This window comes from Streptomyces sp. S4.7, assembly GCF_010384365.1.
Lineage (GTDB): Bacteria > Actinomycetota > Actinomycetes > Streptomycetales > Streptomycetaceae > Streptomyces.
This window is the reverse complement of sequence record NZ_CP048397.1, coordinates 499,032-521,438: the sequence shown is the minus strand read 5'-3', so window position 1 is coordinate 521,438 and position 22,407 is coordinate 499,032. Positions and strand designations below refer to the sequence as shown.

Here is a 22,407-nt window from a genome sequence, read left to right as displayed (position 1 = left end):
CTCTACGAGCTCTCCGTGCCGTCGGGTCCGCCGACCGGAGCGGTGTCCGACTCGCGGAGCGCCTCGGTGAGCCACTGGACCCACATGCGCTCCAGATCGATCCCGGCGCGCAGCACGAGATGCCGCAGCCGGTCCGCCTCCGAGAGACCCCCGATCTGCGGTGCCCGCGGCGCTGACTTCGGCGCCGGCTCCGGTGTCGACCCCGGTTCCCGCCCCGGCCCCGGTCCCGGCGAGAAGTCTCGTGCCTCGATGTCCCGGTACTCGGCCAACTGGCGCTCATGCAGGGCGAGATGGCGGCGCAGCTCGACGGGGAGCCCGTCCGTCCCCACGACCGCCGCCGCCCGCATGCGCAGCAGCAGCGGGTCCCGTACGGGCTTGGGATCCTCCCGGCTCGCCACCCATCCGGTCAGCTCGTCGCGACCGGCGGGCAGTACCTCGTACTCCTTCTTGCGCCCACGGGCCGGCTGCTCCGGGGCCAGGGCCCGGATGTATCCCGACTCCTCCAGCCGGCCCAGCTCCCGGTAGATCTGCTGGTGCGTCGCCGACCAGAAGTAGCCGATGGACCGGTCGAACCGGCGGGTGAGCTCCAGGCCGGACGAGGGTCTTTCGAGAAGGGCGGTGAGGATGGCGTGGGGGAGGGACATGACCGCATCCTAAAAGTCCGGCCGTCCGGTCAGATCGTGGCGGCCAGCCGGGTCCCCTGGTCGATGGCGCGCTTGGCGTCGAGTTCGGCGGCGACGTCCGCGCCGCCGATGAGATGCGGGGCGGCGCCGGCCGCGCGGAGCGCGTCGTACAGCTCGCGCCGTGGTTCCTGTCCGGCGCACAGGACGACCGTGTCGACCGGCAGGACGGCGGGCGAGCCGTCGACCGTCAGGTGCAGTCCCTCGTCGTCGACGCGCTCGTACACCGCGCCCGCGATCGTGGTGACCCCCCGGTGCCGCAGCTCGGTGCGGTGGATCCAGCCCGTGGTCTTTCCCAGTCCGGCGCCCACCTTCCCCGTCTTTCGCTGGATGAGGTGGACCGTCCTCGGCGGCTTGGGCCGTACGGACTCCCGCAGTCCGCCAGGAGAGCGGTAACCGGTGTCGACACCCCACTGCCGGAAGTAGACGTCCGCGTCGAGGCTCGCGCCTTCGCCGCCGTCGGTGAGGAATTCGGCGACGTCGAAACCGATGCCTCCGGCGCCGATGATCGCGACGCGTTCGCCGACGGTGACGGCGCCGCGCAGCACGTCGAGATAGCCGACCACGCGGGCGTGGTCGATGCCGGGGATCCGCGGCGTACGGGGAGTGACCCCGGTCGCGACCACGATCTCGTCGTACCCGGCATCCTCGTCCGTCAACTCCTGCGCCGTGACGAGGGTGTTGAGCCGTACGTCGACCGCGAGCCGGGCGAGCCGGCCGCGGAAGTAGCGCAGCGTCTCGCCGAACTCCTCCTTGCCGGGGACGCGTTCGGCGACATTGAGCTGTCCGCCGACCTCGTCCGCCGCGTCGAACAGCGTGACCGAATGCCCGCGTTCGGCTGCCGACACCGCGCACGCCAGCCCCGCGGGACCGGCCCCGACGACGGCGACACGCTTGACGCGCCGGGTGGGGGAGAGGACCAGCTCGGTCTCGTGGCAGGCGCGTGGATTGACCAGGCAGGAGGTGATCTTCCCGCTGAACGTGTGGTCGAGACACGCCTGGTTGCAACCGATACAGGTGTTGATCCTGTCGGCGTGCCCGTCGCGCGCCTTGGCGACGAAATCGGGATCGGCCAGGAAGGGACGTGCCATCGACACCATGTCGGCGCGCCCGTCGGCGAGCAACTGCTCCGCCACCTCCGGGGTGTTGACCCGGTTGCTGGTGATCAGGGGTACGGACACCGACCCCATCAGCGCCTTGGTCACCCAGGTGTACGCGCCGCGCGGCACGGACGCGGCGATCGTCGGGATCCGGGCCTCGTGCCAGCCGATCCCGGTGTTGATGAGCGTCGCGCCCGCCGCCTCCATCTCCTGGGCCAGCGTGACGACTTCGGCGAGCGAGGAGCCGCCCGGCACCAGGTCGAGCATCGACAGCCGGTAGACGAGGATGAAGTCGGGACCCACACGCTCCCGGATGCGGCGGACGATCTCCACGGGGAAGCGGATGCGGTTCTCGTAGGTGCCGCCCCACCGGTCCTCGCGCAGATTGGTCCGCGCGGCGATGAACTCGTTGATCAGATAGCCCTCGGACCCCATCACCTCCACGCCGTCGTACCCGGCCAGCCGCGCCAGCTCCGCCGCCCGTACGAAGTCCTCCACCGTCTCCTCGACCTCGTCGTCGGTGAGGGCGTGCGGGACATGGGGGCTGATGGGAGCCTGGAGCGCGCTCGGCGCCACCAGGTCCGGGTGGTAGGCGTACCGCCCGAAGTGCAGGATCTGCATCGCGATCCGGCCGCCTTCGGCGTGCACCGCCGACGTCACCGGGCGGTGCTGCTCGGCCTCCGCCTCGGTCGTGAGCCGGGCGCCGCCCTCGTACGGCCGCCCCCGGTCGTTGGGCGCGATGCCGCCGGTCACCATCAGGCCGACACCGCCACGGGCGCGTGCGGCGTAGAAGGCGGCCATGCGGGCGAAGCCGTTCTCGGCCTCTTCCAGACCGACGTGCATCGAACCCATCAGCACCCGGTTGGGCAGGGTGACGAAGCCCAGGTCGAGAGGGCTGAACAGGTGGGGGTACGGGCTCATGGGGGCTCCTCGCGCGACGGCTGCGCTCCAGTAGTAGCCCGGCCGCCACACTTTGTGCAACCAGTTGCACAAAGTGTGGCCGGTCTCTCGCCCACCGCCCCCGAAGACCCCGCCGCCGCGGTCAGACCTTGCGGTAGTCGTACGCCTCCGAGGCCGCCGCCTCCACCGCGTCCAGGTCCGCGCCCGCCGACGCCGTGACCACGGCCGCGACCGCGCCTTCCACGAAGGGCGCGTCCACCAGCCGAGCGCCTTCGGGCAGTTCGTCGCCCTCGGCCAGCATCGACTTCACGGTCAGCACGGCGCTGCCCAGATCGACCAGGAGAGCGACACCCGCGCCCCGGTCCACCTCGGCGGCTGCCGCCGCGATCAGCTCGGAACTGGTGCCGAGCCCACCGTCCGGAGTGCCGCCGGCGGCGGCCACCGGAGCGGTGGTACCGCCGCCCGCGAGCCCGATCGCCAGCTCGGCGACCGCCTTGGCCACCGCCCGGCTGTGCGACACCAGCACGACACCGACCGGCTGCCCGGTGCTCATTCGCCCGCCGTCGCGGCCAGGGCCGCGATCAGCAGCGCGGAGGACGTGGCGCCCGGATCCTGATGCCCGATGCTGCGCTCACCGAGATAGCTGGCCCGTCCCTTGCGGGCCAGGAGCGGCACGGTCGCCACCGCGCCCTCGTCCGCGGCGGTCGCCGCCGCCGCGAACGACGTGCCGAGCGCCGCCACCGCGGGCTCCAGCGCGTCGATCATCGTCTTGTCCCCGGCCTTCGCGCCGCCCAGTTGCGCCACGGCGGCGACCCCGGCGCCCAGCGCCTCGGCCAGCCGCGGCGCCGTCACCTCGGCCGAGTCGCCGAGCGCCTTGCCCGTACGCCGCAGCAGCGTCCCGTACAACGGCCCCGAGGCGCCGCCCACCGTGGAGATCAACTGCCGCCCCGCGAGGATCAGCGTGGCACCGGGCGTCTCCGGCGGCTCCGCCTCCAGCGCCGCGATCACGGCCCGGAAGCCGCGCTGGAGGTTGCTGCCGTGGTCGGCGTCGCCGATCGCCGAGTCGAGATCGGTGAGACGGCCCGCCTCCCGCTCCACGGCGGCCGCCGCAGCGGTGAGCCAGCGGCGGAAGAAGTCGACGTCGAGCACCGGCTCGGAATCCTGGTCGGACACATGGTCTCCTCGAAGAGCGTCGTGTGTACGTGTCGGACGTACGTGCCTGCGGATGCGCGCGAGCCCCCGCGGGTCAGCGGCCCCAGCGCAGTGCGGGTGTCTGCACCGGCGCGTCCCAGAGCCGCAGCAGATCCTCGTCGACCTGACAGAGGGTCACCGAGCACCCGGCCATGTCGAGCGAGGTCACGTAGTTCCCGACGAGCGTACGGGCCACCGCCACGCCGCGCTCGGCAAGTACCCGCTGCACCTCGGCGTTGAAGCCGTACAGCTCCAGCAGGGGCGTTGCCCCCATGCCGTTGACCAGCGCGATCACCGGGCCCGACGGGCGCAGATCCTCCAGCACCGCGTTCACGGCGAAGTCCGCGATCTCGCGCGAGGTCATCATCGCGCGCCGCTCGCGCCCCGGCTCGCCGTGGATACCGATGCCCAGCTCCAGCTCACCGTCCGGCAGATCGAAGGTCGGACTGCCCTTGGACGGGGTCGTCACGACGCTGAGGGCGACACCGAAGCTGCGCGCGCTCTCGTTCACCTGCCGCCCGATCGCCTCGACCCGCTCCAGCGGCGCGCCCTCCTCGGCGGCGGCGCCGGCGATCTTCTCGACGAAGAGCGTGGCGCCCGTACCGCGCCGACCCGCCGTGAACAGGCTGTCGACCACGGCGACATCGTCGTTGACCAGCACCTTCCCGACGCGGACACCCTCGTCCTCGGCCAGCTCGGCCGCCATGTCGAAGTTGAGGACGTCACCGGTGTAGTTCTTCACGATGAACAGCACCCCCGCACCACTGTCCACGGCGGTGGCGGCCCGCACCATCTGATCGGGTACGGGACTGGTGAACACCTCGCCCGGACAGGCGGCGGAGAGCATCCCGGGCCCCACGAACCCCCCGTGCAAGGGCTCATGCCCCGAGCCGCCGCCCGAGACGAGCCCCACCTTTCCCTCGACCGGCGCGTCCCGGCGCACGACGACGCGGTTGTCCACGTCGACGGACAGATCGGGGTGCGCGGCGGCCATTCCACGCAGTCCGTCGGCGACGACGGTCTCCGGCACGTTGATGAGCATTCTCAAGGGTTCCTCCTCGGACGGTTACCAGCGAGGCTTCTGAGCTGGGTTCTGCCTGGTCAGCCGATGTGCGGTGGGCCTTGTGCCTCAGCGGTCGGTGACGGTCGACGGCGTTCCCCGGCGGGGGTGTCGCTGACTTGACGCCGACTTTCCTGATCGATCGTCAGACCGTGTTGGGCCCCGGTCCCTGCCGTGCCCGGCGCACTCAGTATCGAAGAGGCGGGCGAGATCGTGAAGCCTGGCGCGCTGGCATCCGGCGGTCTGTAGGAGGTGGCTCCTGCCCGTGCACGTCGTGTGGACCTACTGGGTCCCGCTGGTCAGATGTCCCGGAAGAGACCAGCCAGCTTTGTGACCTGCGATGATGGGTGTTTAGGGGGCGCTGACCTGCGGAAATGGCCTTTCGGTCCTTTCGCGCTCTTGCCTGTTGATGCAGCCGAAAGTCCCAGAAAAGTCCCAGGAGACTCCCAGCGCCAACGGATGATCTTTCCCTCTCATGTGGGCTGTGCAGACGTGCGCTCCGGTCTCGCGACGGTTACGCGGGACGGAGGCTCGGTGCCGGGGGTTTCGTGCATGCAGTCAACTGCTGCCGGAGTGCCGTAGCGGGCGGCGTCGGTGAGCCACTGACCCAGCCCCTGGCCGGTCCCGGGGAGGTTGAGGACGAGGACGCGGCTGGCCAAGTCGTCAACGATGACGTCGCAGGCGTCCCGCAACTCGCGCCGGCTTTCGGCTCCTGATCCCAGTGGGACTCCGCGTGACATGGCCAAGGCCCGCAGGAGCCAGTGTCGGCAGAGAGCCGCGGCAGGGATTGAGAACCTTGGTGTCTCCTGTGGCGGCGTCGGCCAAGGTGGGCAGCATGATCGGTGGAGCGTCGCTTGGTCGGCTGTGCAGGTGTCCATGGTCGTCACAGACGCCGCAGGAAGGCTGCTGTTCTGCTGTCCGGCGCAGCCACGTCGGGGGCAACCCGAAGATCATTTACGGGACAGTCAGAGGCTGACGGTCCGGCCGCATGATCAAGATGAGACGACAAGAGGTTCGCCAGGGACGCCGTGCTCATCGTGTTCCTCCCGGAGATGAACTTCTCACGGTTCTTGCGCCCGGCTGCTGGACGACGTGCCTGGACCTCGGTGGCGTTGATGACTCTGGTCTGCCCGCTCGCACCGAGATGGTCGATGGCCTCGGCGAGTGTGCGCAGATCGGACGTCGGGCGCGACGGTGCAGCCCCGCTCGGCGAGCAGGGGCCGCATTTCACCGATCGCACGCGTAATGGTGGAGCGGTCCACGCCGAACCAGCAGGCCAGCACATCGTGAGCCGTTGCATGGCGGAGGTACACGAGCGTGGCCAACAGGCGGTCAATGAAGGCCAGCTTGTGCTTGGCTCCGGCACCGATGGCCCGGCGGCGGGGGTGTGACGTCAACACGGCCTGGTGCCGCTCGTGCAATAACGGGCCGAGTTCAGCGATCACAGCGGGTGTCAGCCCGGCGATCCGCTGGCTACGGATGATTGCTGCACGCGCCCAGTCCTTTGACACACGGATCATGGATTGAGGTTCCCCCGAGATGGGAGTTCTTCGTGTGCGCCTGCGTTCACTCCTCCTCGATGCCCAGCAGCTCCAGGAATGCGTTGGCCGCCGGGGCGCGGCTCTCCCGGCTCCAGATCACATACTCGGCGCGGGCCGGTGCGTCCGTGACCTCGATCGTGGTTATCCCGGCCAGGCCCTCGGCATACGTGGGCGGGAGCAGGGCCACGCCAAGGCCCGCGCCGACCAGACGGGCCAGGTAGTCCGCGTTGGTCACCTCGAAGGCGACCTCGCGGGTGATGCCGGCGGCGGTGAAGGCCAGATCGGACTGGGCCCGGCCGGCGGTCTTCGCCGGGAGGTCCACGAACACCTCCGAGGACAGCCGACGGAGGTCGACCGAGGTCTCGTCGGCGAGCGGGTGATCCGGGGAGACCACGGCGACCAGCCGCTCCTCGGCCAGCTTCCGGGCCATGACGCCCCGGGGGCGGGCCGTGACCGGGATGCCGAGAAAGGCCACCTCGATATCCCCCTGCCTGACCTGCTCGGCGAGCTCGTCGCTCGCCCCCACACTGAGGCTGATCCGGGCCTTCGGATGGCGCTGGTGGAATTCCCTGAGGACAGCGGGAACGTCCACGGCGGCGACGCTGGGGATCAGCCCCACCGCGAGCCGTCCGCGTACCTCCCCGACGGCCGCCGCGACTTCGGCGGCGACCCGCTCCGCCGCGTCGAGGCACTGGCGGGCGGCGGGCAGAAAAGCCGCGCCCGCCGGGGTCAATCGGACCCGGCGGCTGGTGCGTTCGAAGAGCCTCGCACCCAACTCCTTCTCCAGGCGCGCGATCTGATGGCTGAGTGCGGACTGGACCACAAGACAGCGTTGGGCAGCCCTCGTGAAGCTGTTCATCTCGGCCACGGCGATCACGTACCGCATCTGCTGGAGCTCCATGGATCCATCGTGATACGAGATCCATCGCGTGACAAGCATGTGTTGGACTCATCGATCTCCCCGGCCCGACACTGATGACGACCGCACACGGCGGGATCGTCCTCGATCGAGCCGACTCCGCCGGGCGGCCCCCGATCGGAGCCTGTCCGGCCTGCCCGGAAGCTGCTCCTCCGCCACCTCCCGCACCTGGGCGCACAGCGCCGAGGCATGCCCGCACGCGCCATCGCGCCCGTGACACCGAAAGGACGAGCGACCGCCATGACCACCACGCCACCGCGTTCCGGGACGACCGTCGCCCACATCTGGGTGGACCCCCGCTGCCCCTGGGCGTGGATCAAATCACGCTGGATGCTGGAGGTGGAGCAGGTCAGACCTGTGGACCCCCGCTTCCACATCATGAGCCTGTCGGTCCTCAACGAGGGCCGCGAGGTCCCGGAGACGTACCGCCAGGGCATGACCGACGGCTGGGCCTGCGTGCGCGTGTGCATCGCGGCACAGCGGCGGCACGGCAACGAGGTGCTGCGCCCCCTCTACAACGTCATGGGCCGTCTGATCCACCACCAGAAAGCCGGGCTCGGCCACGACATGATCCGCGCCGCCCTGAAGGAGGCGGGTCTGCCCGCCGACCTCGTCGAGGCCGCAGAGGACCCCTCCTGGGACGAGCCGCTCCGGGCCGAGCACCACGAGGGGATGGATCCGGTCGGTTCCGAGGTCGGCACCCCCGTGATCCACGTGCCCGGCCCGGAGGGGAAGTCGCTGGCGTTCTTCGGTCCCGTACTCACCCCCGCTCCCCGTGCAGAGGCGGCCGGAACCCTCTGGGACGGCGTGCTGGCCGTGGCGGGCACGGACGGCTTCTTCGAGCTGAAGCTTGGCTGCGACCGCGACCGCGACCGCGACCGCGACCGCGACCCGATCTTCGACTGAGCAGGCCGGACAGATGTCAGGAGCCACGGTGATTCCCGCGGGATGTGAGGCGAGATGAAGAACAGACAAACGGTGCTCACGGTGGCCCTGACCGGCCTGGCTCCGGCGGTCTGGGGCAGCACGTACCTGGTGACCACCGAGCTGCTCCCGCCGGATCGGCCGCTCCTGGCGACCACCATGCGGGCCTTGCCCGGCGGCCTGGTGCTGCTGGCCCTCGGCCGGAAACTTCCCGTCGGCATCTGGTGGTGGCGCGCGCTGGTGCTGGGCGTTCTGAACATCGGCGCCTTCAACTTCCTGCTCTTCGTCGCGGCTTACCGACTGCCCGGTGGCATCGCGGCCATGGTCACGTCGGCGCAGCCCATGTTCGTGGTCATCCTCGCCGCCCTCTTCCTCGGCGAGAGGATCAGACCCGTCCACGCCCTGGCCTGCGCGATGGGCATCGGGGGAGTGGTGTTGCTCGTCTTCAGAGGCACGGCGTCGCTCGACACCACCGGACTCCTCGCCGCGGTCGGCGGAGCGCTGTGCATGGCTTCGGGCATCACTCTGACCAAGCGGTGGGGCAGGCCGGAGGGCGTCGGCCTGCTCGCGTTCACGGGGTGGCAACTCACAGCGGGCGGTCTGGTCCTGCTGCCGTTCTGGCTGTCGCTGGAAGACCTTCCCGACGGTCTCACCGGCTCCAACGTCATCGGGTTCGCCTACCTCATCACCCTGGGCGCGATCCTGAGCTACATCGCCTGGTTCCGCGGCATCGAACGCCTGCCGGCCGTGGCGGTCTCCTTCCTCGCGCTGGGCAGCCCGGTCGTGGCGACCCTGCTGGGCTACCTCGTCAAGGACCAGACGCTGTCGGCCCTCCAGTTCGTCGGCATGGTCGTCATCTTCCTGGCCGTTGTGCTCGGTCAGCCGCGCCCACCCGGACCGATGTCCGAGGGGACCCCATCGGCTCCACCCCGCACCACCGTCTCGCGCCTCCCCGACCAATCCGCTCTGAAACAGGAACGCGGTGGATAACGGTGGGCGCACCTCCCCACGCCCTGACCTCCTCGTTGGACGCCGACGCCGTGAGGCATTCGCGTACCACGCCTGACCACATCCAGAGAGACGACATGAGCATTCAGGACGAGACGAACTCCCCCGTCACGCCACACGAGCAGGTGTCCCCGACCCGGGGATGGTTGGGTGTGGCCGCCATCACCGCCAGTCTGTTCATCTTCCTCACCACCGAACTGATGCCGATCGGCCTGCTCACCCCGCTCAGCGCGAGCCTTGGGGTCTCCGTGGGCTCGGTCGGCCTCATGGTCACGGCGCAGGGTCTCGCGGCAGGTCTCGGTGTGCCGTTCATCGTGGCATGGACCCGGCGCGTCAACCGGCGCCGGCTACTGACCACACTGCTGGCCGTCCTGGCCGTCGGTAACCTGATCACCTCGATCGCCCCGAACTACCCGCTGATACTGGGCACCCGCCTGATCATGGGCTTCGCCAGCGGCGTTTTCTGGGCCATCGGCGTCAGCATGGCCATGCGCATCGTCCCGGCGAAGCACGCCAACCGGGCTGCCGCTGTCGTGATGTCCGGAATCTCGATCGCCACCGTCGTCGGCATCCCGCTCGGCACACTGCTGGAGAGCGCCGGCGACTGGCGCACCACCTTCCTGATCTGGGCCGGCCTCAGCGCTCTGGTGTTCCTCGCGGTTGCCGTCACGCTCCCGCCGCTCCCGTCGGCCAACGCGGTGTCGGTCCGCGAGGTCTTCGAACTGCCCGTCAGGAACGTGCCGCTGCGTCTGGTCCTGGTCATGGTGGTGTTCTTCGTCCTCGGTCACTTCGGTGCCTACACGTTCGTGCGGCCCTATCTCGAGGACAGTACGTCCGCCACCGTCGGCTTCATCACCGTCGTCCTCATCGTCTTCGGTACCGGCGGCGCGATCGGCAACTTCATCGGCGGCCGGACCGTCAACAAGAGCCTGCGGGGCAGCTTCATCGTGGGCGGCCTGATCATGATCGCCGCACTTGTCATGCTGCTGACCATCGGCACGTACGACTTCGGCGTGATCGCCGCCATGATCCTTTGGGGCCTCGCCTTCGGCGTCGTCCAGCTCAGCCAGATCAACATGACGCTCTCGGCGGCCCCCGAGACCTTCGAGGCCGCGATGTCGCTCAACACCATGGCCTACAACACCTGCATAGCCCTGGGCGCCCTCATCGGCGGCCTGTTCGCCGACCATGTGGGCGTCACGAGCGTCGTCTGGTTCGGCATCGTCCTGGTCGCTCTCGCCGTGATCCTCCGCGCCTCCACCGGTCGCAGGACCACGCCGGCTATCTGACCCCCTGACCACCGAAGTACGGCGCGGCCCCGCCTGTCGGTGTCGGTGTCCCGGCGGGGTCCGGGGTGGGTTTGGTGGTCCTGCTGCTGGAGGTGTGGCCGTCTTCGTTCCAGGCTTGGGCGTAGCGAGGGGGATATGGGTTGGGTTGGAGGGGATCAACCGCGTCTGCCGAGAACTGATCGCGGTTCATGTGCGTCCCTCTGGTTACGTTCAGGATGGAGGGGCGAAGTGCGGGGTGCGGCAGGGGAGTTCAGGGTGTACGGCAGATCCGGCCGGCTACGTCACGGGGCCGCCGGTCTCGCGGTCGGGATGCTGCTCGTGGGGTGTTCCGGAAGCGGTGACACCCCGGATACGGACCGGGCGAAGCCCGTGGCGACGGCTTCCGGCGCCACGGGGCGAAAGGCGGCGGCGCGACACAGGGTCCCGCGGCGACCACCGGGCTGGACTTCTCGCCCGACGAGAGCCGTGAACCGCGGACCCGGGCCCAGGCCCTGCGACTTGCCCGCGCTGTCGCGGCCGAGCCCCGGCGGTACGGGGCCGGGTACGTCGAGCGGAGCCCGTACGAGAGTGATCCCGGCTCGCTCGCCGTGCTCGACGGGGACTGTGTCTGGCAGCGCGAGCCGCTCCCGTCCTCCGTACTGACGAGCTTCACCCGCTACAGCGAACTGCCCGCGAAGGGCGGCAAGGGCCCGATCCTGATCGCCGCCACCGTCGTCGTGCACCGGGAGGTGTCCGACGCGGAATGGGAGATGGCGCGCACCCTCGAAGAGGCGCTGCGCTGCCCCGAGCAGCAGCTCAGCCAGGACGAGAGGCTCACCGGGCTGCTGTCGGCGGGACTGCCGTTCGGCGTCGGACAGTTCTCCTCCGACGACTCGATCTCCGAGAGCGGCGAGTACCACAGCGACGCACTCGGCGGCCCTCACTACTACATCTGGGGCCAGAGCCGGCTGGGCAAGGTCACGGTCTCGGCGGTCGGCAAGGGCTCCAAGGGCCGCGCCCCGGAAGAGATCGACACGGCCGTCACCGAGGCGACAGGCGTCATGCTCGCCGTGGCCGAGGACGAACTGGAGGGCCCTCGGTGAGCGAGCCGCTGCTGCCCACCGACCCCGCGTCGATCGGCGGCCACCGGCTGCTGGCCCGCCTCGGCGCCGGCGGTATGGGCGTGGTCTATCTCGGCCGTACGGAGTCGGGGGCGCTGGCCGCGGTCAAGGTCATCCAGGCCGAGTACGCGGACGATCCCGGCTTCCGTGCCCGCTTCCGCCGCGAGGTCGACCTGGCCCGACGGGTGTCCAGCCCCTGGGCGGTGCCCGTCACCGGCGCGGAACCGGAAGCGGCGGAGCCGTGGCTGGCCACCGTCTTCGTGGCCGGTCCCTCGCTCGGCGAGGCGGTCGCCCGGCACGGTCCGCTGCCGGTGCGCAGTGTGCGCGCGCTGGCCAGGATGCTCGCCGGGGCGCTGGGCGCGGTCCACGATGCCGGTCTGGTGCACCGTGACATCAAGCCGGGCAACGTCCTGCTGGCCGTGGACGGCCCCCGGCTGATCGACTTCGGCATCGCCCGCGCGACCGACGAGACCGCGCTCACCTCGACCGACATGGTCGTCGGCACGCCCGGTTTCCTCTCGCCCGAGCAGGCCGAGGCGCGCGGCGTGGGGGTGGGACCGGCGAGCGACGTGTTCTCGCTGGGGTGTCTGCTGGCGTACGCGCTGACAGGGCGGCCCCCGTTCGGCGGGACGGCGGACGCGCTGCTCTACCGCACGGTGCACGACGAGCCGGACATCGGCGCGGACGGCGCGTGGGGCGAACAGGACCCGGAGCTGCGCCGGCTCCTGCTCTCCTGCCTGGCGAAGGACCCGGCAGGCCGTCCCACGGCCGAGCGCATCGCCGCGGACCTGGCCGAGAACATCGCACCCGAGGACGCCGTGCCCGCGGCTGCCGCCCCCGAGGACGCTGGCGGCGCCGCCGACTGGCTGCCGGAGGACGTCGTAAGGGGCATCGCCGACCGCGCGGCCGAGCTGCTGGCACTGCCCGACATCGAGCCGACGGCGGCGGGCGGGCGGGCGGCACAGGAAGCCGGGGAAACGGTGACCGTGGTGACCGGTGCGGACGAAGGCCGCCAACGCCCGTCCCGCAGACGGGTGTTCGCCCTCACCGGCGGTGCGCTGCTCGCCGTCGCGGCCGGTGGCGGGGCCTGGGCCGCGCTGCAGGACGACGGCTCCCGTACGGGCGAGGACGCGGGCCCGCGCTGGGCCATCGGAATCCAGGCGGACCTGTCCGGTAAGGGCAGGGCGGCCGGGCGGGCGCAGGAGCGGGGCGCACGGCTGGCAATCGAGCGGTACAACGCCCGTGAGCCCGGCAAGGACAGACCCTTCGCACTCGCGCTGCGCACCGCCGACGACAGCGGCACCGCGCAGCGCGCCCCGGACGCCGCCGAGAAGCTGATCTCTGCGCCGCTGCGGCGCCTAGCGTGCTCTCGGCGGCGTGTGCTCTCGGCGGTGCGACCAGTGCGGCGGCCACTCCGAGGACGCCCACGAGCAGCGCCAGCAGCAGGCTGCGGATCTTCCGGCGGATAGCGGGTCCGGGAAGGGCATATGAGCCCATGACGGTGCCTCCAAGGTAGAAATGACGGAAGGACTGAAGCGCAGGGGATTGCGTCGCCCACTCCCATTCAGTAGATGGACGGACGGGGCGGGCCGGAGCCCGGGTGGCACGGATTCACCGGACGCCGCGGTCATGGAACGGGACGACCTTCGGCACAGGCACGGGGGTTGCTCCATCGCGGCTCGGCCGGGGGACCGCCGCGGGCGTCGCGTACCTCTCCAACTGTGTGAAGAGCCAGGATGCGCTGGTGCGAACCTCACCGGAACGAAACGGGATGGCGCAGGTGCTCTGGTGTGCGGATCTGTAGTGCGGTTGTGCGTGGATTGCCGTGCGCACGGAATGCCCGAGGCCGGTGCGGTTCGAGGTGGCGAGCTCCGGCCGGTGTCTCAGACAGGAATGATTGAGGCATTGATGATGCATCGTCAATGCTCCTCGCAGAAAAAGTTTCCGTTTCCAGTACGAAACTTTCGGACGTCGCAGTCAAGAGCTCGCGAACGCATCGCTCCGCACTGCGCCTCGACCCCGAAGGGCGGGGCGGTGCGGGGCGCGGTGCGGAAGTTCTGCCCGCCGATCCACCGCTTCGGCGCCGGCGTGAACCCGTTGGTGTTCGGGCCGCGCTGGACCGCCCTCAGGTGCCAGGTGTGGTGCGACTCGGCCATTGGTCGGTGTGGCATGCGAAGTTTCACGCATAAGTTTTCGAATGTTTCGGAGTCGACGGCGAAACATGCGAGAAGTATTGACGTCGTTCACCGGCTCTCTATCATTAAGGCCGATCGATACTTCGACCTTTGTTCGATATTTCGGACACATCGAGTCGCTCCATCGCGCAGCAGGGCAATTCCGTGTCGCATCGCCCGAACGCAGTGCCGCAAGGAGTCGTGGCCGCCATATGGCATGACCTCGCCAATTCTGGCGTCGCCCTCTTCCGTGCTGGCCGGACGCGCCGGGCGCCACCGGTCTTTCAGAAGGTCGGGAAGGACCGGGAAGTCACGAGCGGTATGCCGTGGTGCTCACAGACCGCTGCACACCGCACCACACCGACAGTCCGGGCAACCTTTGACGAGGCGAACCGGACCCGTCTACTCAAGGTTGAGGAAGTCCCTATGAGCAGAGGAAGATTCAGCCGCAGATATCCGTCCGCAGTGCTCGCCGCCATGGTCGCGGCCCTGGCCGTGGTGGCGGCGATGCTGGTCGCCACCCCGGCTCAAGCGGCTGCCGGTGGCGCCTTGCGCGGTGTCGGTTCCGGCCGGTGCCTCGATGTGCCGGGCGCCGTCCAGACCGACGGCACGTACCTGCAGATCCACGACTGCTGGAACGGAACCAACCAGCAGTGGACGTTGACGGACGCCAACCAGCTGACCGTGTACGGCAACAAGTGCCTGGATGTTCCGGGTCACGCGACCACGGCCGGTACCCGGGTGCAGATCTGGAGCTGTTCCGGCGGTGCGAACCAGCAGTGGCGAATGAACTCCGACGGTACGGTCGTCGGCGTGGAGTCCGGGCTGTGCCTGGAGATCGTGGGCGCCGGTACGGCCAACGGCACGGCGGTGCAGGTGTGGACGTGCAACGGCGGCAGCAACCAGAAGTGGACCGGTCTGACCGGGACGCCGCCGACGGACGGTGCGTGTCCCATTCCGTCGACGTACCGCTGGACGTCGACGGGAGTGCTGGCGCAGCCGGCGAACGGGTGGGCCGCGGTGAAGGACTTCACCACCGTGACGCACAACGGCAGGCACCTGGTCTACGCGTCGAACGTGTCGGGATCGTCGTACGGCTCGATGATGTTCAGTCCCTTCACGAACTGGTCGGACATGGCGTCGGCCGGCCAGACCGGGATGAGCCAGGCCGCGGTGGCGCCCACGCTGTTCTACTTCGCGCCGAAGAACATCTGGGTGCTGGCGTACCAGTGGGGTGCATGGCCCTTCATCTACCGCACGTCGAGCGACCCCACCAACCCCAACGGCTGGTCCGCCGCGCAGCCCTTGTTCACCGGGAGCATCTCCGGTTCCGACACCGGCCCGATCGACCAGACCCTGATCGCCGACGGCCAGAACATGTACCTGTTCTTCGCCGGTGACAACGGCAAGATCTACCGGGCGAGCATGCCGATCGGGAACTTCCCGGCCAACTTCGGCTCGTCGTACACGACGATCATGAGCGACACGAAGGCCAACCTCTTCGAGGGCGTACAGGTCTACAAGGTCCAAGGCCAGAACCAGTACCTCATGATCGTCGAGGCGATGGGCGCGAACGGGCGCTACTTCCGCTCCTTCACGGCCTCCAGCCTGAACGGGTCGTGGACCCCGCAGGCCGCCAGTGAGAGCTACCCCTTCGCCGGCAAGGCCAACAGCGGCGCCACCTGGACCAATGACATCAGCCACGGTGACCTGGTCCGCAACAACCCCGACCAGACCATGACCATCGATCCCTGCAACCTGCAGTTCCTTTACCAGGGCAAGGACCCCAACGCGGGCGGCGAATACAACCGACTGCCGTGGCGGCCGGGCATCCTCACCCTGCAACGCTGACCTTCCCGATTCACGGTGACCGTGATGTGGCGCGGTCTGCAGGCGTGTTGGCGAGCGGTTCACGTGGGGTCGGTTACACCTGCTGACCGACACCACCGCCTCGAGGAACCCCAGCCGTGCGGCGGCCGGGGTTCCTGGCACCTCCCGGTGCGGGCTCGCGGGAACGCCACTCGGAGCGGTTGGTGACCGGGCAGCCGTCGTACTCGATCCTGGTCCCCGCCGTCCTCCGAGGGCATTCCTACGGGCCTGCTGGTGCTGCTGGTGACGGCGATGGGAAGCCGGCCGACGTCGGCACCTCTCTTCGCCTGGCTGTTTCGGCGTGGCTCGGGCGTCGTGCGGCAAGGTGGCCACGGGACCGGGGGTCGTGTATGGCCTTCTCGCACCAAGCTGCGAAGGCGAGGTCGCACAGCCGGTCACGGAACCGGCCGATTCCGATCCAGCGCAGTACGGCCCCGGCCCGGTCCAGACGGAAGTACGTCTCGCCAGGCCCGGTGGTGCCGGCTTCCGGCTCGCCGGGAGGTTCAGGCGACCACCCCAGGGCGGTGACGGTGTCCATCGAGCGAAGGTTCCCCAGGATGCCCGGCATGCTACGGGTCTGCCTGGTCAGATCGAGGTGCTCCACCTGCACCGGCCCGGTGTCGTCCGTCGCGTTCAGGGACGTGGTGAGATCCCCGCCGGTCTGTCCGGCGCGGCCCAGGACGATCTTCTCCTGCATCAGGATCCTGCCGGTGCCATGCAGGCGGATCCTGGTGTCGCGGTGGGTGGCGATCCCGTCCGAGACCACGAAGGGCTTGCCCGCCCAGGTAAGGATCGCCTTGTCGCCCACGGTGGCGTCAATGGCCCACGATGACGGTGCGTCGCCCTCGTACGCGACCGTGCCCGTTGTCTCCACGATGTCGAGCCAGGCGCCGGGAGCGACGTCCACCTCGATACGGACGTCGTCGCCGGACAGCAGTAGCGCCTGGGTGGCGAGCAGGCCCACTCGGGCGCCGCGGGCGTCCTGTTCCATGATCCGCGCCGTCAGATGCCCGGTCGTGCGGAGGACGCGGCTGCGGCTTCCCGTGCGGACGACGCTCAGGCGGGTCGGTCCGGTCACGCGCTCTGCCTTGCGTGCGCCGGATCCTGGCCGTGCGCGTGGGTGTGCGGGTGGGGTTCCTCGCCGTTCTGGCCGGCGTGGAAGTGCGGGGCCATGGGGCCCGGGTCGACCGGGGTGTGCCCGCCGGTGCGGTAGTGGGCGAGGGTGTCGCGCACCCAGCCGGTCAGCATCCGGATGGACGCCTCGTCGTGCTGGGAGAGCGCGACTACCGGATCACCCTGTCGTACGTTGCGCCCTTCGCGCGTCATGCGCTCGACGTCCACGCCCACGTGTACGCCCAGGTCGGTCTTGTTGATTACGAGCAGGTCGGCGCGGGCGATGCCGGGACCGCCCTTGCGGACGACGTCACCGCCGCCGGCGACGTCCAGGACGAACACCTGGGCGTCCACCAGAGCGGGCGAGAAGGTGGCGGTGAGGTTGTCTCCGCCGGACTCGATGATGACGAGATCCAGTGGGCCGAAGTCGGCCTCCAGGTCCTCGGCCGCCAGCAGGTTGGCAGTCACGTCGTCACGGATGGCGGTGTGGGGGCATGCGCCCGTCTCCACCGGGCGGATTCGTTCGGGGTCCAGCACTCCGGCGCTCTTGAGGAAGCGCGCGTCCTCGTCGGTGTAGATGTCGTTCGTGATGACGCCCAGGCGCAGTTCGCCGGACAGCGCCCGGCACAGAGTCGCGATGAGCGAACTCTTGCCGGTGCCGACGGGGCCGGCTACGCCTAGGCGCATGGCACGGGCGGGGGCGGTGGTGTTCTCAGCCACTGAAGAGCCTCTCTGTGATGGTGTCGTGGGTCTCGGCCCAGCGCTCGATCAGGGGAGCGCCGTGGGCGGGAATCTGTTCCGGGAGGCGTAGAAGGGCGACCTCGTCGGCCATCTCTTCGATGTCCGGGAGGAGTTCACTCACCCAGGCCGCGATGGTCATCGGGTCCTGTGGTTCGAGCTTGAGCAGGGCAGCGGTCACCGTCTGGGCGTCGTCGTACCCGACGAGACGGGCCACGTCGGACGGGTCCATTCCGGCGCGGTGCGCGAGCAGGCCGAGAACGACGGGGCGTGACCAGGTGCGTGCGCGGGCATCGACAGGGCCGGGCCAGAGCCTTTGCAGGACCCGTAGGTACCCGCGGCCCAGCCGTCGCCCGTTCGCCCGCAGCGCCGGGCTGGGGGTCCGGGCGGCCCAGGCGGCCTCAACCTCCACGAGGTCACCGCCGTTCGCCGCGACCGCACGGGCGACGACGGCGGTGCCCGCCTCCACCTTGGTGACGGTGCGAAGACGCGATCGCAGGTACGCGGGCACCTCGGCGGGTGCGATACCAGCTCGCAACGCCGGCTCCAGACCGGCGGACTGCGTATGTCCCCCGGACGGGAGCCGGGCATCGCCCAGCAGGGCGAGCAGGAGCGGAGAGGTGCTCACCGGGGCCTCAGAACAGCAGGTATCGCTGGGTGAGCGGCAGGCTCTTCGGCGGTGTCGGCTGGTCGAGGTACCAGAAACCATTTCGGCTCTTGTGCCTGGTGAGGCTGTGTTCTCCGGACGCCTCGACTCCCGGAATCTCCACCGCGATCTTGAATGTTGCCGGGTCGATGTCGATGCCGAACAGCCCATCGTTGAAGACCATGTCAGTCTTCTCAACGTCCTTGACGGGCTTCGCGCCCTTCAGCTCACGCCGCAGGCCGAGGGTGTCCTTCAACGAGTTCTTGAACACGCCTCTGCCTCTCACCGTGCTGTACGGGTCGGTGTCGGAGGGCGGGTTGAGCACCTTCTCGGAGACGAACGAGTAGGACAGCCGGCAGGCGATCGCGGCAGCCATCGCGGGCCGCAGGAATGTCGGCTGCGGGGTCGACACCGAACCGTTGGGGTCACCCAGGTTGCCGATCACCATGGCACCGGCCTTGATGACCATTTCGGGCCGTACGGCGAAGAACCGCGGGTCCCACAGCACAAGGTCTGCGAGCTTGCCCTCCTTCACGGAACCGACGTACTCGTCGATGCCGTGGGCGACAGCGGGGTTGATGGTGTACTTGGCCACGTAGCGCAGCGCACGGGCGTTGTCGCCCTGCCCCTGACCAGCACCGTAGAAGAAGTTCGCGTCCTTGAAGGTCTTGTGGCTCCACTCCTTCATGACGTGGGCGACCTGCCAGGTGCGGGTCACGACCTCGCCGATGCGGCCCATGGCCTGGGCGTCGGAGGAGGTGATGGACATCGCGCCCATGTCGTGCAGCACGTCCTCGGCGAACATGGTGGTGGAACGGATCCGGGAGTCGGCGAACGCCTGGTCGTTCTTGTTTCTGAGATCGAGGTGGTGGGCGGAGGCCAGCATGTCGATGTGCTCGGCCACCGTGTTCGCGGTGTACGGAAGCGTCGGGTTCGTGGAGGCGGGCAGGACGTTCCGTTCGGCGGCCACCTTCAGGATGTCAGGGGCGTGCCCACCGCCGGCGCCCTCGGCGTGGAAGACGTGGATCCCGCGTTCGTTGATGGCGTCGAGGGTGGTCTCGACGAAGCCTGACTCGTTGAGGGAGTCGGCATGGAGAGTGACTTGCAGGCCCCATTCCTCCCCGGCCCTCAGTGCTGCGTCCAGCGCTGCCGGAGTGGCTCCCCAGTCCTCGTGGATCTTGTAACCGCCGGCACCCGCGAGTGCCTGTTCGTCCAGGCCCTCCTGGCTGACGGTGTTGCCCTTGCCCAGCAGCATCACGTTGACCGGCAGGTCGTCGAAGCTGCGGTGCAGGTTCACCAGGTGCTGCGGGCCGGGCGTCACGGTGGTCGCCTTGGATCCCTCGGAAGGTCCCACGCCGCCGCCAATCAGCGTGGTGGTCCCGGTGGACAGTGCTTCCATGACAGCCGAAGGGGAGATGTAGTGCACGTGGGTGTCGATGGCACCGGCGGTGAGGATCTTGCCCTCGCCGGAGATCACGTCTGTGGAAGGGCCGATCTCCAGGCCAGGGGTGACGCTGTCCATGACGTCGCTGTTGCCGGCCTTGCCGACCGCGACGATCTCTCCGCCCTTGATCCCGACGTCGGCACGCACGATGGAATTGCCGTTGCCCCGTTCCAGAGCGGGGGTGACGTCCAGAATGATCACGTTGGTGATCACGGTGTCGGGGGCGTCCTGCGCACTGGTGTTCATCCCTTGCAGCATCGACTCGCGGATGGTCTTGCCGCCGCCGAAGATCGCCTCGTCACCACCGAACGTCAGGTCTTCGGTGACCTCGATCCAGAGGTTGGTGTCGCCCAGGCGGACCTGGTCCCCCACGGTCGGGCCATAGGACTTCGCGTACTGCTCGCGGGTGATGTTCACCATGGTGTTCCTCCAGCAGGGTGTACGGGGGCCGTGTCAGTCGAGAGCGACGTCGTCAGCTGGCTTGTCCTTGCGTAGGCCCGGCACACGCCGCCTCCCGCCGATGGGTACGACCTCGATCGCCTCGCTGGGCGCGTTCTCGGGGCTGAACCGCATGGAGTCCCCAGGAGCGATGTCCAGGCGGCACCCCCAAGGTGCCTTTCCCGGTGTCTTCGACCGGTTGTGCGCCAGCTCACGGGCCGCGGCGATCTGCTCGGACCTCAGGCGCTGAGGGTCGGTCAGAACGGCCTCGGCCTCGGTGGCGGTGTCCAGGTCGGTGAAGAACAGCAGATCCTCATTGACATCGGCCAGATGGAAGTGCGAACCGATCTGGATGTCGCGGTCACCGACATTGACCACATAGACGACGGCCGTGTCGGTTCGTGAGTTGAGCACATGCACTGCGGACGGGTCCCTGACCCATACTCCTCCTACCTTGTATCGGGAGAAGCCATGGGACTGGCCCGGGTCCAGGGACGAGGGCGGTACGGGTTGCGGCTCCTGACAGTGATGAGCCGAGTAGCAGGGGCACGTATCCGGACACGTGAGCGACGTGGTCACCGGAGGCTTCGGGGCCAGCGGCTGGAAGTAGGGCATGGAACTCGACCTCAGCGGATGGGAGCGGACAGCGGGGCGGCCTTCGGCGCGCGGATCGGGTCGTAGAGGGTGACGAGCTTGCGCCCGTCGGGGAAGGTCGCCTCGACCTGGAGGATGTCCAGCATCTCGGGCACGCCCTCCATGACGTCGTCGGTCGTCAGGACGCTCTCGCCCCGGCCCGGGGTGTCCCCCTTCCGCTGCTCCAGGGGAACGTCGGCGTCGCTCATCATCTGGTCGACGGTGTAGTTGCCCGCCCGCGCCTCCTCGATGACCCAACAACTGATGTACGCCACCGCCTCGGGGTAGTTCAGCTTGACGCCACGCTCCTTGCGATAGCTGGCCAGCATCCCGGCCACGCTCAGCAGCAGCTTCTCCTGCTCTGAGGGAATCAGGTGCATCCGTGCTCCTCTGCGGTGGTGAGAGTGCCCCGGCCCCGAGAGAGACAGCGGCACCATGCGTACCCGGCCCACGCCCGACCGACCGGGGCCCATCCACCGGGCTCGGCAGGTACACCCGGTCAGCAAATCCCCGCAGACAGGCGCCGCCCCTTCGACCAGCACCCTGCGGCGCTGAGCACCGCCGCGTCCCCGGCCGTCGCCACCTGGACGAGCAGGTGCATCTGCGCGTGGACGCCTGCGGTTTCCCGGATTCAGGGATGAACATCAATCGGCAGCGCGATGCGGCTCCACCGGTTCATCAGCCGAACCATCCCGCGCCACAGACGATCATCACGCCACAAGCCAGGACGCTGCCGCATAACCGCACAGCCACCCCCGAACGGATACCGACGCGATCATTTGACCGAATATCTGTCACGCGAACCTGCCTCAGCCCCTCACGCCGTACTGAGCCTCTCCCAAGCTGGCGGCTCTGACCGCGAGTTGGACAGTCCCGCACCACGACGAAGCTCCTGGTAGACGGGTTCTCGACCAAGATCACCCTGTCCGCCAGGAGCTTCGCGTGCTTGTCCACCCGTCCTCGATCGACCTGTCCACCCGCTCTCTGCGGTTCCTGGCCGGACAGCTGACGGCCAGGCGTCGGGACATCGGGACGCGGTGGCGACGGCTGCCCGTGGCACGTCAGGCCCTGCTCGCCTTGGCCCAGCTGCGGTGTGGCGACACCTACGCCCAGCTCGCAGCCGGGTTCGGCAGCGGGATCGCAACCGTCCACCGCTACATACGTGAAGCCATCGAGGTCCTGGCCGCCCTCGCCCCGACCCTGACCGAGGCGATGAAGACCATCCGGACCAAGGCGTTCGTCATCCTCGACGGCACCCTGCTACCCATCGACCGCATCGCCGCCCGGCAGCACGGGATCATCGACGCCCTCGCCGCAGCGGGCCTCAAGTGCTGGGCGGACAAGGCGTATCAAGGAGCCGGCAGACCCGTCCGGGTCCCGTTTCGGGGGCCGCCGCCTCAAGCAGTGGAAGCGCCGCCACAACACCACCCACGCCAAGATCCGCTGTCTCGGCGAGCAGGCCATGGCCACCCTCAAGGGCTGGCGGCTCCCGCGGAAACTCCGCTGCAGCACCAACCGCGTCACCAACATCGTGAAGGCCGTCCTCGCCCTTCACCACGTGCCAGCATGAGGTTGGAAGAGGCTCCACGGTCGCAGAGCGTCTGCTGAGCGCTCTGAAGGACTCGGATCCCGTCGCGATG

General features: G+C 69.1%; 19 protein-coding genes and 3 pseudogenes. 7 read left to right on the top strand and 15 right to left on the bottom strand.

From position 1 onward, the window contains the following. Positions 1-2: 2 nt before the first annotated feature. The 8 genes from SSPS47_RS02190 to SSPS47_RS02155 all read right to left on the bottom strand — a co-directional run bounded on the left by SSPS47_RS02190 (position 3) and on the right by SSPS47_RS02155 (position 7,373). Positions 3-644, bottom strand: a complete 642-nt coding sequence (locus tag SSPS47_RS02190) for a PadR family transcriptional regulator (RefSeq protein WP_164248285.1) — start codon at positions 642-644, stop codon at positions 3-5. 29 nt (positions 645-673) lie between these two features. After that, positions 674-2,701, bottom strand: coding sequence for an NADPH-dependent 2,4-dienoyl-CoA reductase (locus SSPS47_RS02185; RefSeq protein WP_164248283.1), 2,028 nt, complete (start codon positions 2,699-2,701; stop codon positions 674-676). 121 nt (positions 2,702-2,822) lie between these two features. Beyond that, entirely contained in the window at positions 2,823-3,233 is a 411-nt protein-coding gene (locus SSPS47_RS02180) for a PTS fructose transporter subunit IIA (protein ID WP_164248281.1), read from the bottom strand. Further along, positions 3,230-3,829, bottom strand: coding sequence for a dihydroxyacetone kinase subunit DhaL (gene dhaL, locus SSPS47_RS02175; RefSeq protein WP_164254347.1), 600 nt, complete (start codon positions 3,827-3,829; stop codon positions 3,230-3,232). Before dhaL ends, SSPS47_RS02180 begins: the two co-directional genes overlap by 4 nt. Positions 3,830-3,926: 97 nt before the next feature. Continuing rightward, positions 3,927-4,919: a dihydroxyacetone kinase subunit DhaK gene (gene dhaK / locus SSPS47_RS02170; RefSeq protein ID WP_164248279.1), complete on the bottom strand. Its 993-nt coding sequence runs from the start codon at positions 4,917-4,919 to the stop codon at positions 3,927-3,929. A 485-nt stretch (positions 4,920-5,404) separates the two neighbouring features. Then, positions 5,405-5,671, bottom strand: a complete 267-nt coding sequence (locus tag SSPS47_RS35130; protein ID WP_239065201.1) for a hypothetical protein — start codon at positions 5,669-5,671, stop codon at positions 5,405-5,407. Between the two features lie 321 nt (positions 5,672-5,992). Next, a complete protein-coding gene (locus SSPS47_RS34675) occupies positions 5,993-6,451 on the bottom strand; it encodes a transposase family protein (protein WP_239064740.1) in 459 nt (152 codons plus the stop codon). 46 nt (positions 6,452-6,497) lie between these two features. After that, entirely contained in the window at positions 6,498-7,373 is an 876-nt protein-coding gene (locus SSPS47_RS02155; RefSeq protein ID WP_164248277.1) for a LysR family transcriptional regulator, read from the bottom strand. 258 nt (positions 7,374-7,631) lie between these two features. Between SSPS47_RS02155 and SSPS47_RS02150 the strand changes: the two genes are divergently transcribed. The 5 genes and pseudogenes from SSPS47_RS02150 to SSPS47_RS02130 form a co-directional block, all read left to right on the top strand. Continuing rightward, a complete protein-coding gene (locus SSPS47_RS02150; protein WP_164248275.1) occupies positions 7,632-8,297 on the top strand; it encodes a disulfide bond formation protein DsbA in 666 nt (221 codons plus the stop codon). A gap of 54 nt (positions 8,298-8,351) precedes the next feature. Beyond that, complete coding sequence (locus SSPS47_RS02145) at positions 8,352-9,305, top strand: EamA family transporter (RefSeq protein ID WP_164248273.1); 954 nt, start codon at positions 8,352-8,354, stop codon at positions 9,303-9,305. A 95-nt stretch (positions 9,306-9,400) separates the two neighbouring features. Continuing rightward, a complete protein-coding gene (locus SSPS47_RS02140; RefSeq protein WP_164248272.1) occupies positions 9,401-10,612 on the top strand; it encodes an MFS transporter in 1,212 nt (403 codons plus the stop codon). Positions 10,613-11,199: 587 nt separating this feature from the next. Continuing rightward, positions 11,200-11,694, top strand: a complete 495-nt coding sequence (locus SSPS47_RS35125) for a hypothetical protein (protein WP_164248270.1) — start codon at positions 11,200-11,202, stop codon at positions 11,692-11,694. After that, a pseudogene (locus tag SSPS47_RS02130) lies at positions 11,691-13,052 on the top strand (bifunctional serine/threonine-protein kinase/ABC transporter substrate-binding protein); the annotation flags it as partial. The gene SSPS47_RS35125 and the pseudogene SSPS47_RS02130, both read left to right, overlap by 4 nt. 1 nt (position 13,053) lies before the next feature. Here the strand turns inward: SSPS47_RS02130 and SSPS47_RS35120 are convergent. Further along, positions 13,054-13,209, bottom strand: a pseudogene (locus SSPS47_RS35120) (1,4-beta-xylanase); the annotation flags it as partial. Between the two features lie 1,103 nt (positions 13,210-14,312). Between SSPS47_RS35120 and SSPS47_RS02125 the strand changes: the two are divergent. Next, a complete protein-coding gene (locus SSPS47_RS02125; protein ID WP_164248266.1) occupies positions 14,313-15,737 on the top strand; it encodes a non-reducing end alpha-L-arabinofuranosidase family hydrolase in 1,425 nt (474 codons plus the stop codon). Positions 15,738-15,975: 238 nt separating this feature from the next. Here SSPS47_RS02125 and SSPS47_RS02120 read toward each other — a convergent pair whose 3' ends face one another. From SSPS47_RS02120 to ureA, 6 genes are all read right to left on the bottom strand, one after another. Then, positions 15,976-16,833, bottom strand: a complete 858-nt coding sequence (locus tag SSPS47_RS02120; protein WP_239064739.1) for an urease accessory protein UreD — start codon at positions 16,831-16,833, stop codon at positions 15,976-15,978. Then, positions 16,830-17,555 carry an urease accessory protein UreG gene (ureG, locus tag SSPS47_RS02115; RefSeq protein ID WP_164254345.1) on the bottom strand — a complete coding sequence of 242 codons (726 nt, stop codon included), beginning with the start codon at positions 17,553-17,555 and terminating at the stop codon, positions 16,830-16,832. Before ureG ends, SSPS47_RS02120 begins: the two co-directional genes overlap by 4 nt. A 25-nt stretch (positions 17,556-17,580) precedes the next feature. After that, positions 17,581-18,234 (bottom strand): urease accessory UreF family protein, encoded by a 654-nt coding sequence (locus SSPS47_RS02110; RefSeq protein ID WP_164248264.1) that lies wholly within the window; start codon positions 18,232-18,234, stop codon positions 17,581-17,583. A gap of 7 nt (positions 18,235-18,241) precedes the next feature. Next, positions 18,242-20,116 (bottom strand): urease subunit alpha, encoded by a 1,875-nt coding sequence (ureC, locus tag SSPS47_RS02105; RefSeq protein ID WP_164248262.1) that lies wholly within the window; start codon positions 20,114-20,116, stop codon positions 18,242-18,244. Positions 20,117-20,149: 33 nt separating this feature from the next. Continuing rightward, complete coding sequence (locus tag SSPS47_RS02100) at positions 20,150-20,548, bottom strand: urease subunit beta (protein WP_239064738.1); 399 nt, start codon at positions 20,546-20,548, stop codon at positions 20,150-20,152. Positions 20,549-20,760: 212 nt separating this feature from the next. Continuing rightward, positions 20,761-21,147, bottom strand: a complete 387-nt coding sequence (gene ureA / locus SSPS47_RS02095; RefSeq protein WP_164248258.1) for an urease subunit gamma — start codon at positions 21,145-21,147, stop codon at positions 20,761-20,763. Between the two features lie 562 nt (positions 21,148-21,709). On the opposite strand from ureA, the pseudogene SSPS47_RS02090 reads away from it, so the two are divergent. Further along, positions 21,710-22,337, top strand: a pseudogene (locus tag SSPS47_RS02090) (transposase family protein). The last annotated feature ends 70 nt before the right edge of the window (positions 22,338-22,407 follow it).

Bases quoted from the DNA above. Each gene is read 5' to 3' on its own strand.
- SSPS47_RS02125 (WP_164248266.1), top strand. From the start codon at position 14,313: ATGAGCAGAGGAAGATTCAGCCGCAGATATCCGTCCGCAGTGCTCGCC.
- SSPS47_RS02185 (WP_164248283.1), bottom strand. From the start codon at position 2,701: ATGAGCCCGTACCCCCACCTGTTCAGCCCTCTCGACCTGGGCTTCGTC.
- SSPS47_RS02150 (WP_164248275.1), top strand. From the start codon at position 7,632: ATGACCACCACGCCACCGCGTTCCGGGACGACCGTCGCCCACATCTGG.
- ureC (WP_164248262.1), bottom strand. From the start codon at position 20,116: ATGGTGAACATCACCCGCGAGCAGTACGCGAAGTCCTATGGCCCGACC.
- SSPS47_RS02155 (WP_164248277.1), bottom strand. From the start codon at position 7,373: ATGGAGCTCCAGCAGATGCGGTACGTGATCGCCGTGGCCGAGATGAAC.
- ureA (WP_164248258.1), bottom strand. From the start codon at position 21,147: ATGCACCTGATTCCCTCAGAGCAGGAGAAGCTGCTGCTGAGCGTGGCC.
- SSPS47_RS02180 (WP_164248281.1), bottom strand. From the start codon at position 3,233: ATGAGCACCGGGCAGCCGGTCGGTGTCGTGCTGGTGTCGCACAGCCGG.
- SSPS47_RS35130 (WP_239065201.1), bottom strand. From the start codon at position 5,671: ATGTCACGCGGAGTCCCACTGGGATCAGGAGCCGAAAGCCGGCGCGAG.
- SSPS47_RS02190 (WP_164248285.1), bottom strand. From the start codon at position 644: ATGTCCCTCCCCCACGCCATCCTCACCGCCCTTCTCGAAAGACCCTCG.
- SSPS47_RS02140 (WP_164248272.1), top strand. From the start codon at position 9,401: ATGAGCATTCAGGACGAGACGAACTCCCCCGTCACGCCACACGAGCAG.
- SSPS47_RS34675 (WP_239064740.1), bottom strand. From the start codon at position 6,451: ATGATCCGTGTGTCAAAGGACTGGGCGCGTGCAGCAATCATCCGTAGC.
- ureG (WP_164254345.1), bottom strand. From the start codon at position 17,555: ATGCGCCTAGGCGTAGCCGGCCCCGTCGGCACCGGCAAGAGTTCGCTC.
- SSPS47_RS02145 (WP_164248273.1), top strand. From the start codon at position 8,352: ATGAAGAACAGACAAACGGTGCTCACGGTGGCCCTGACCGGCCTGGCT.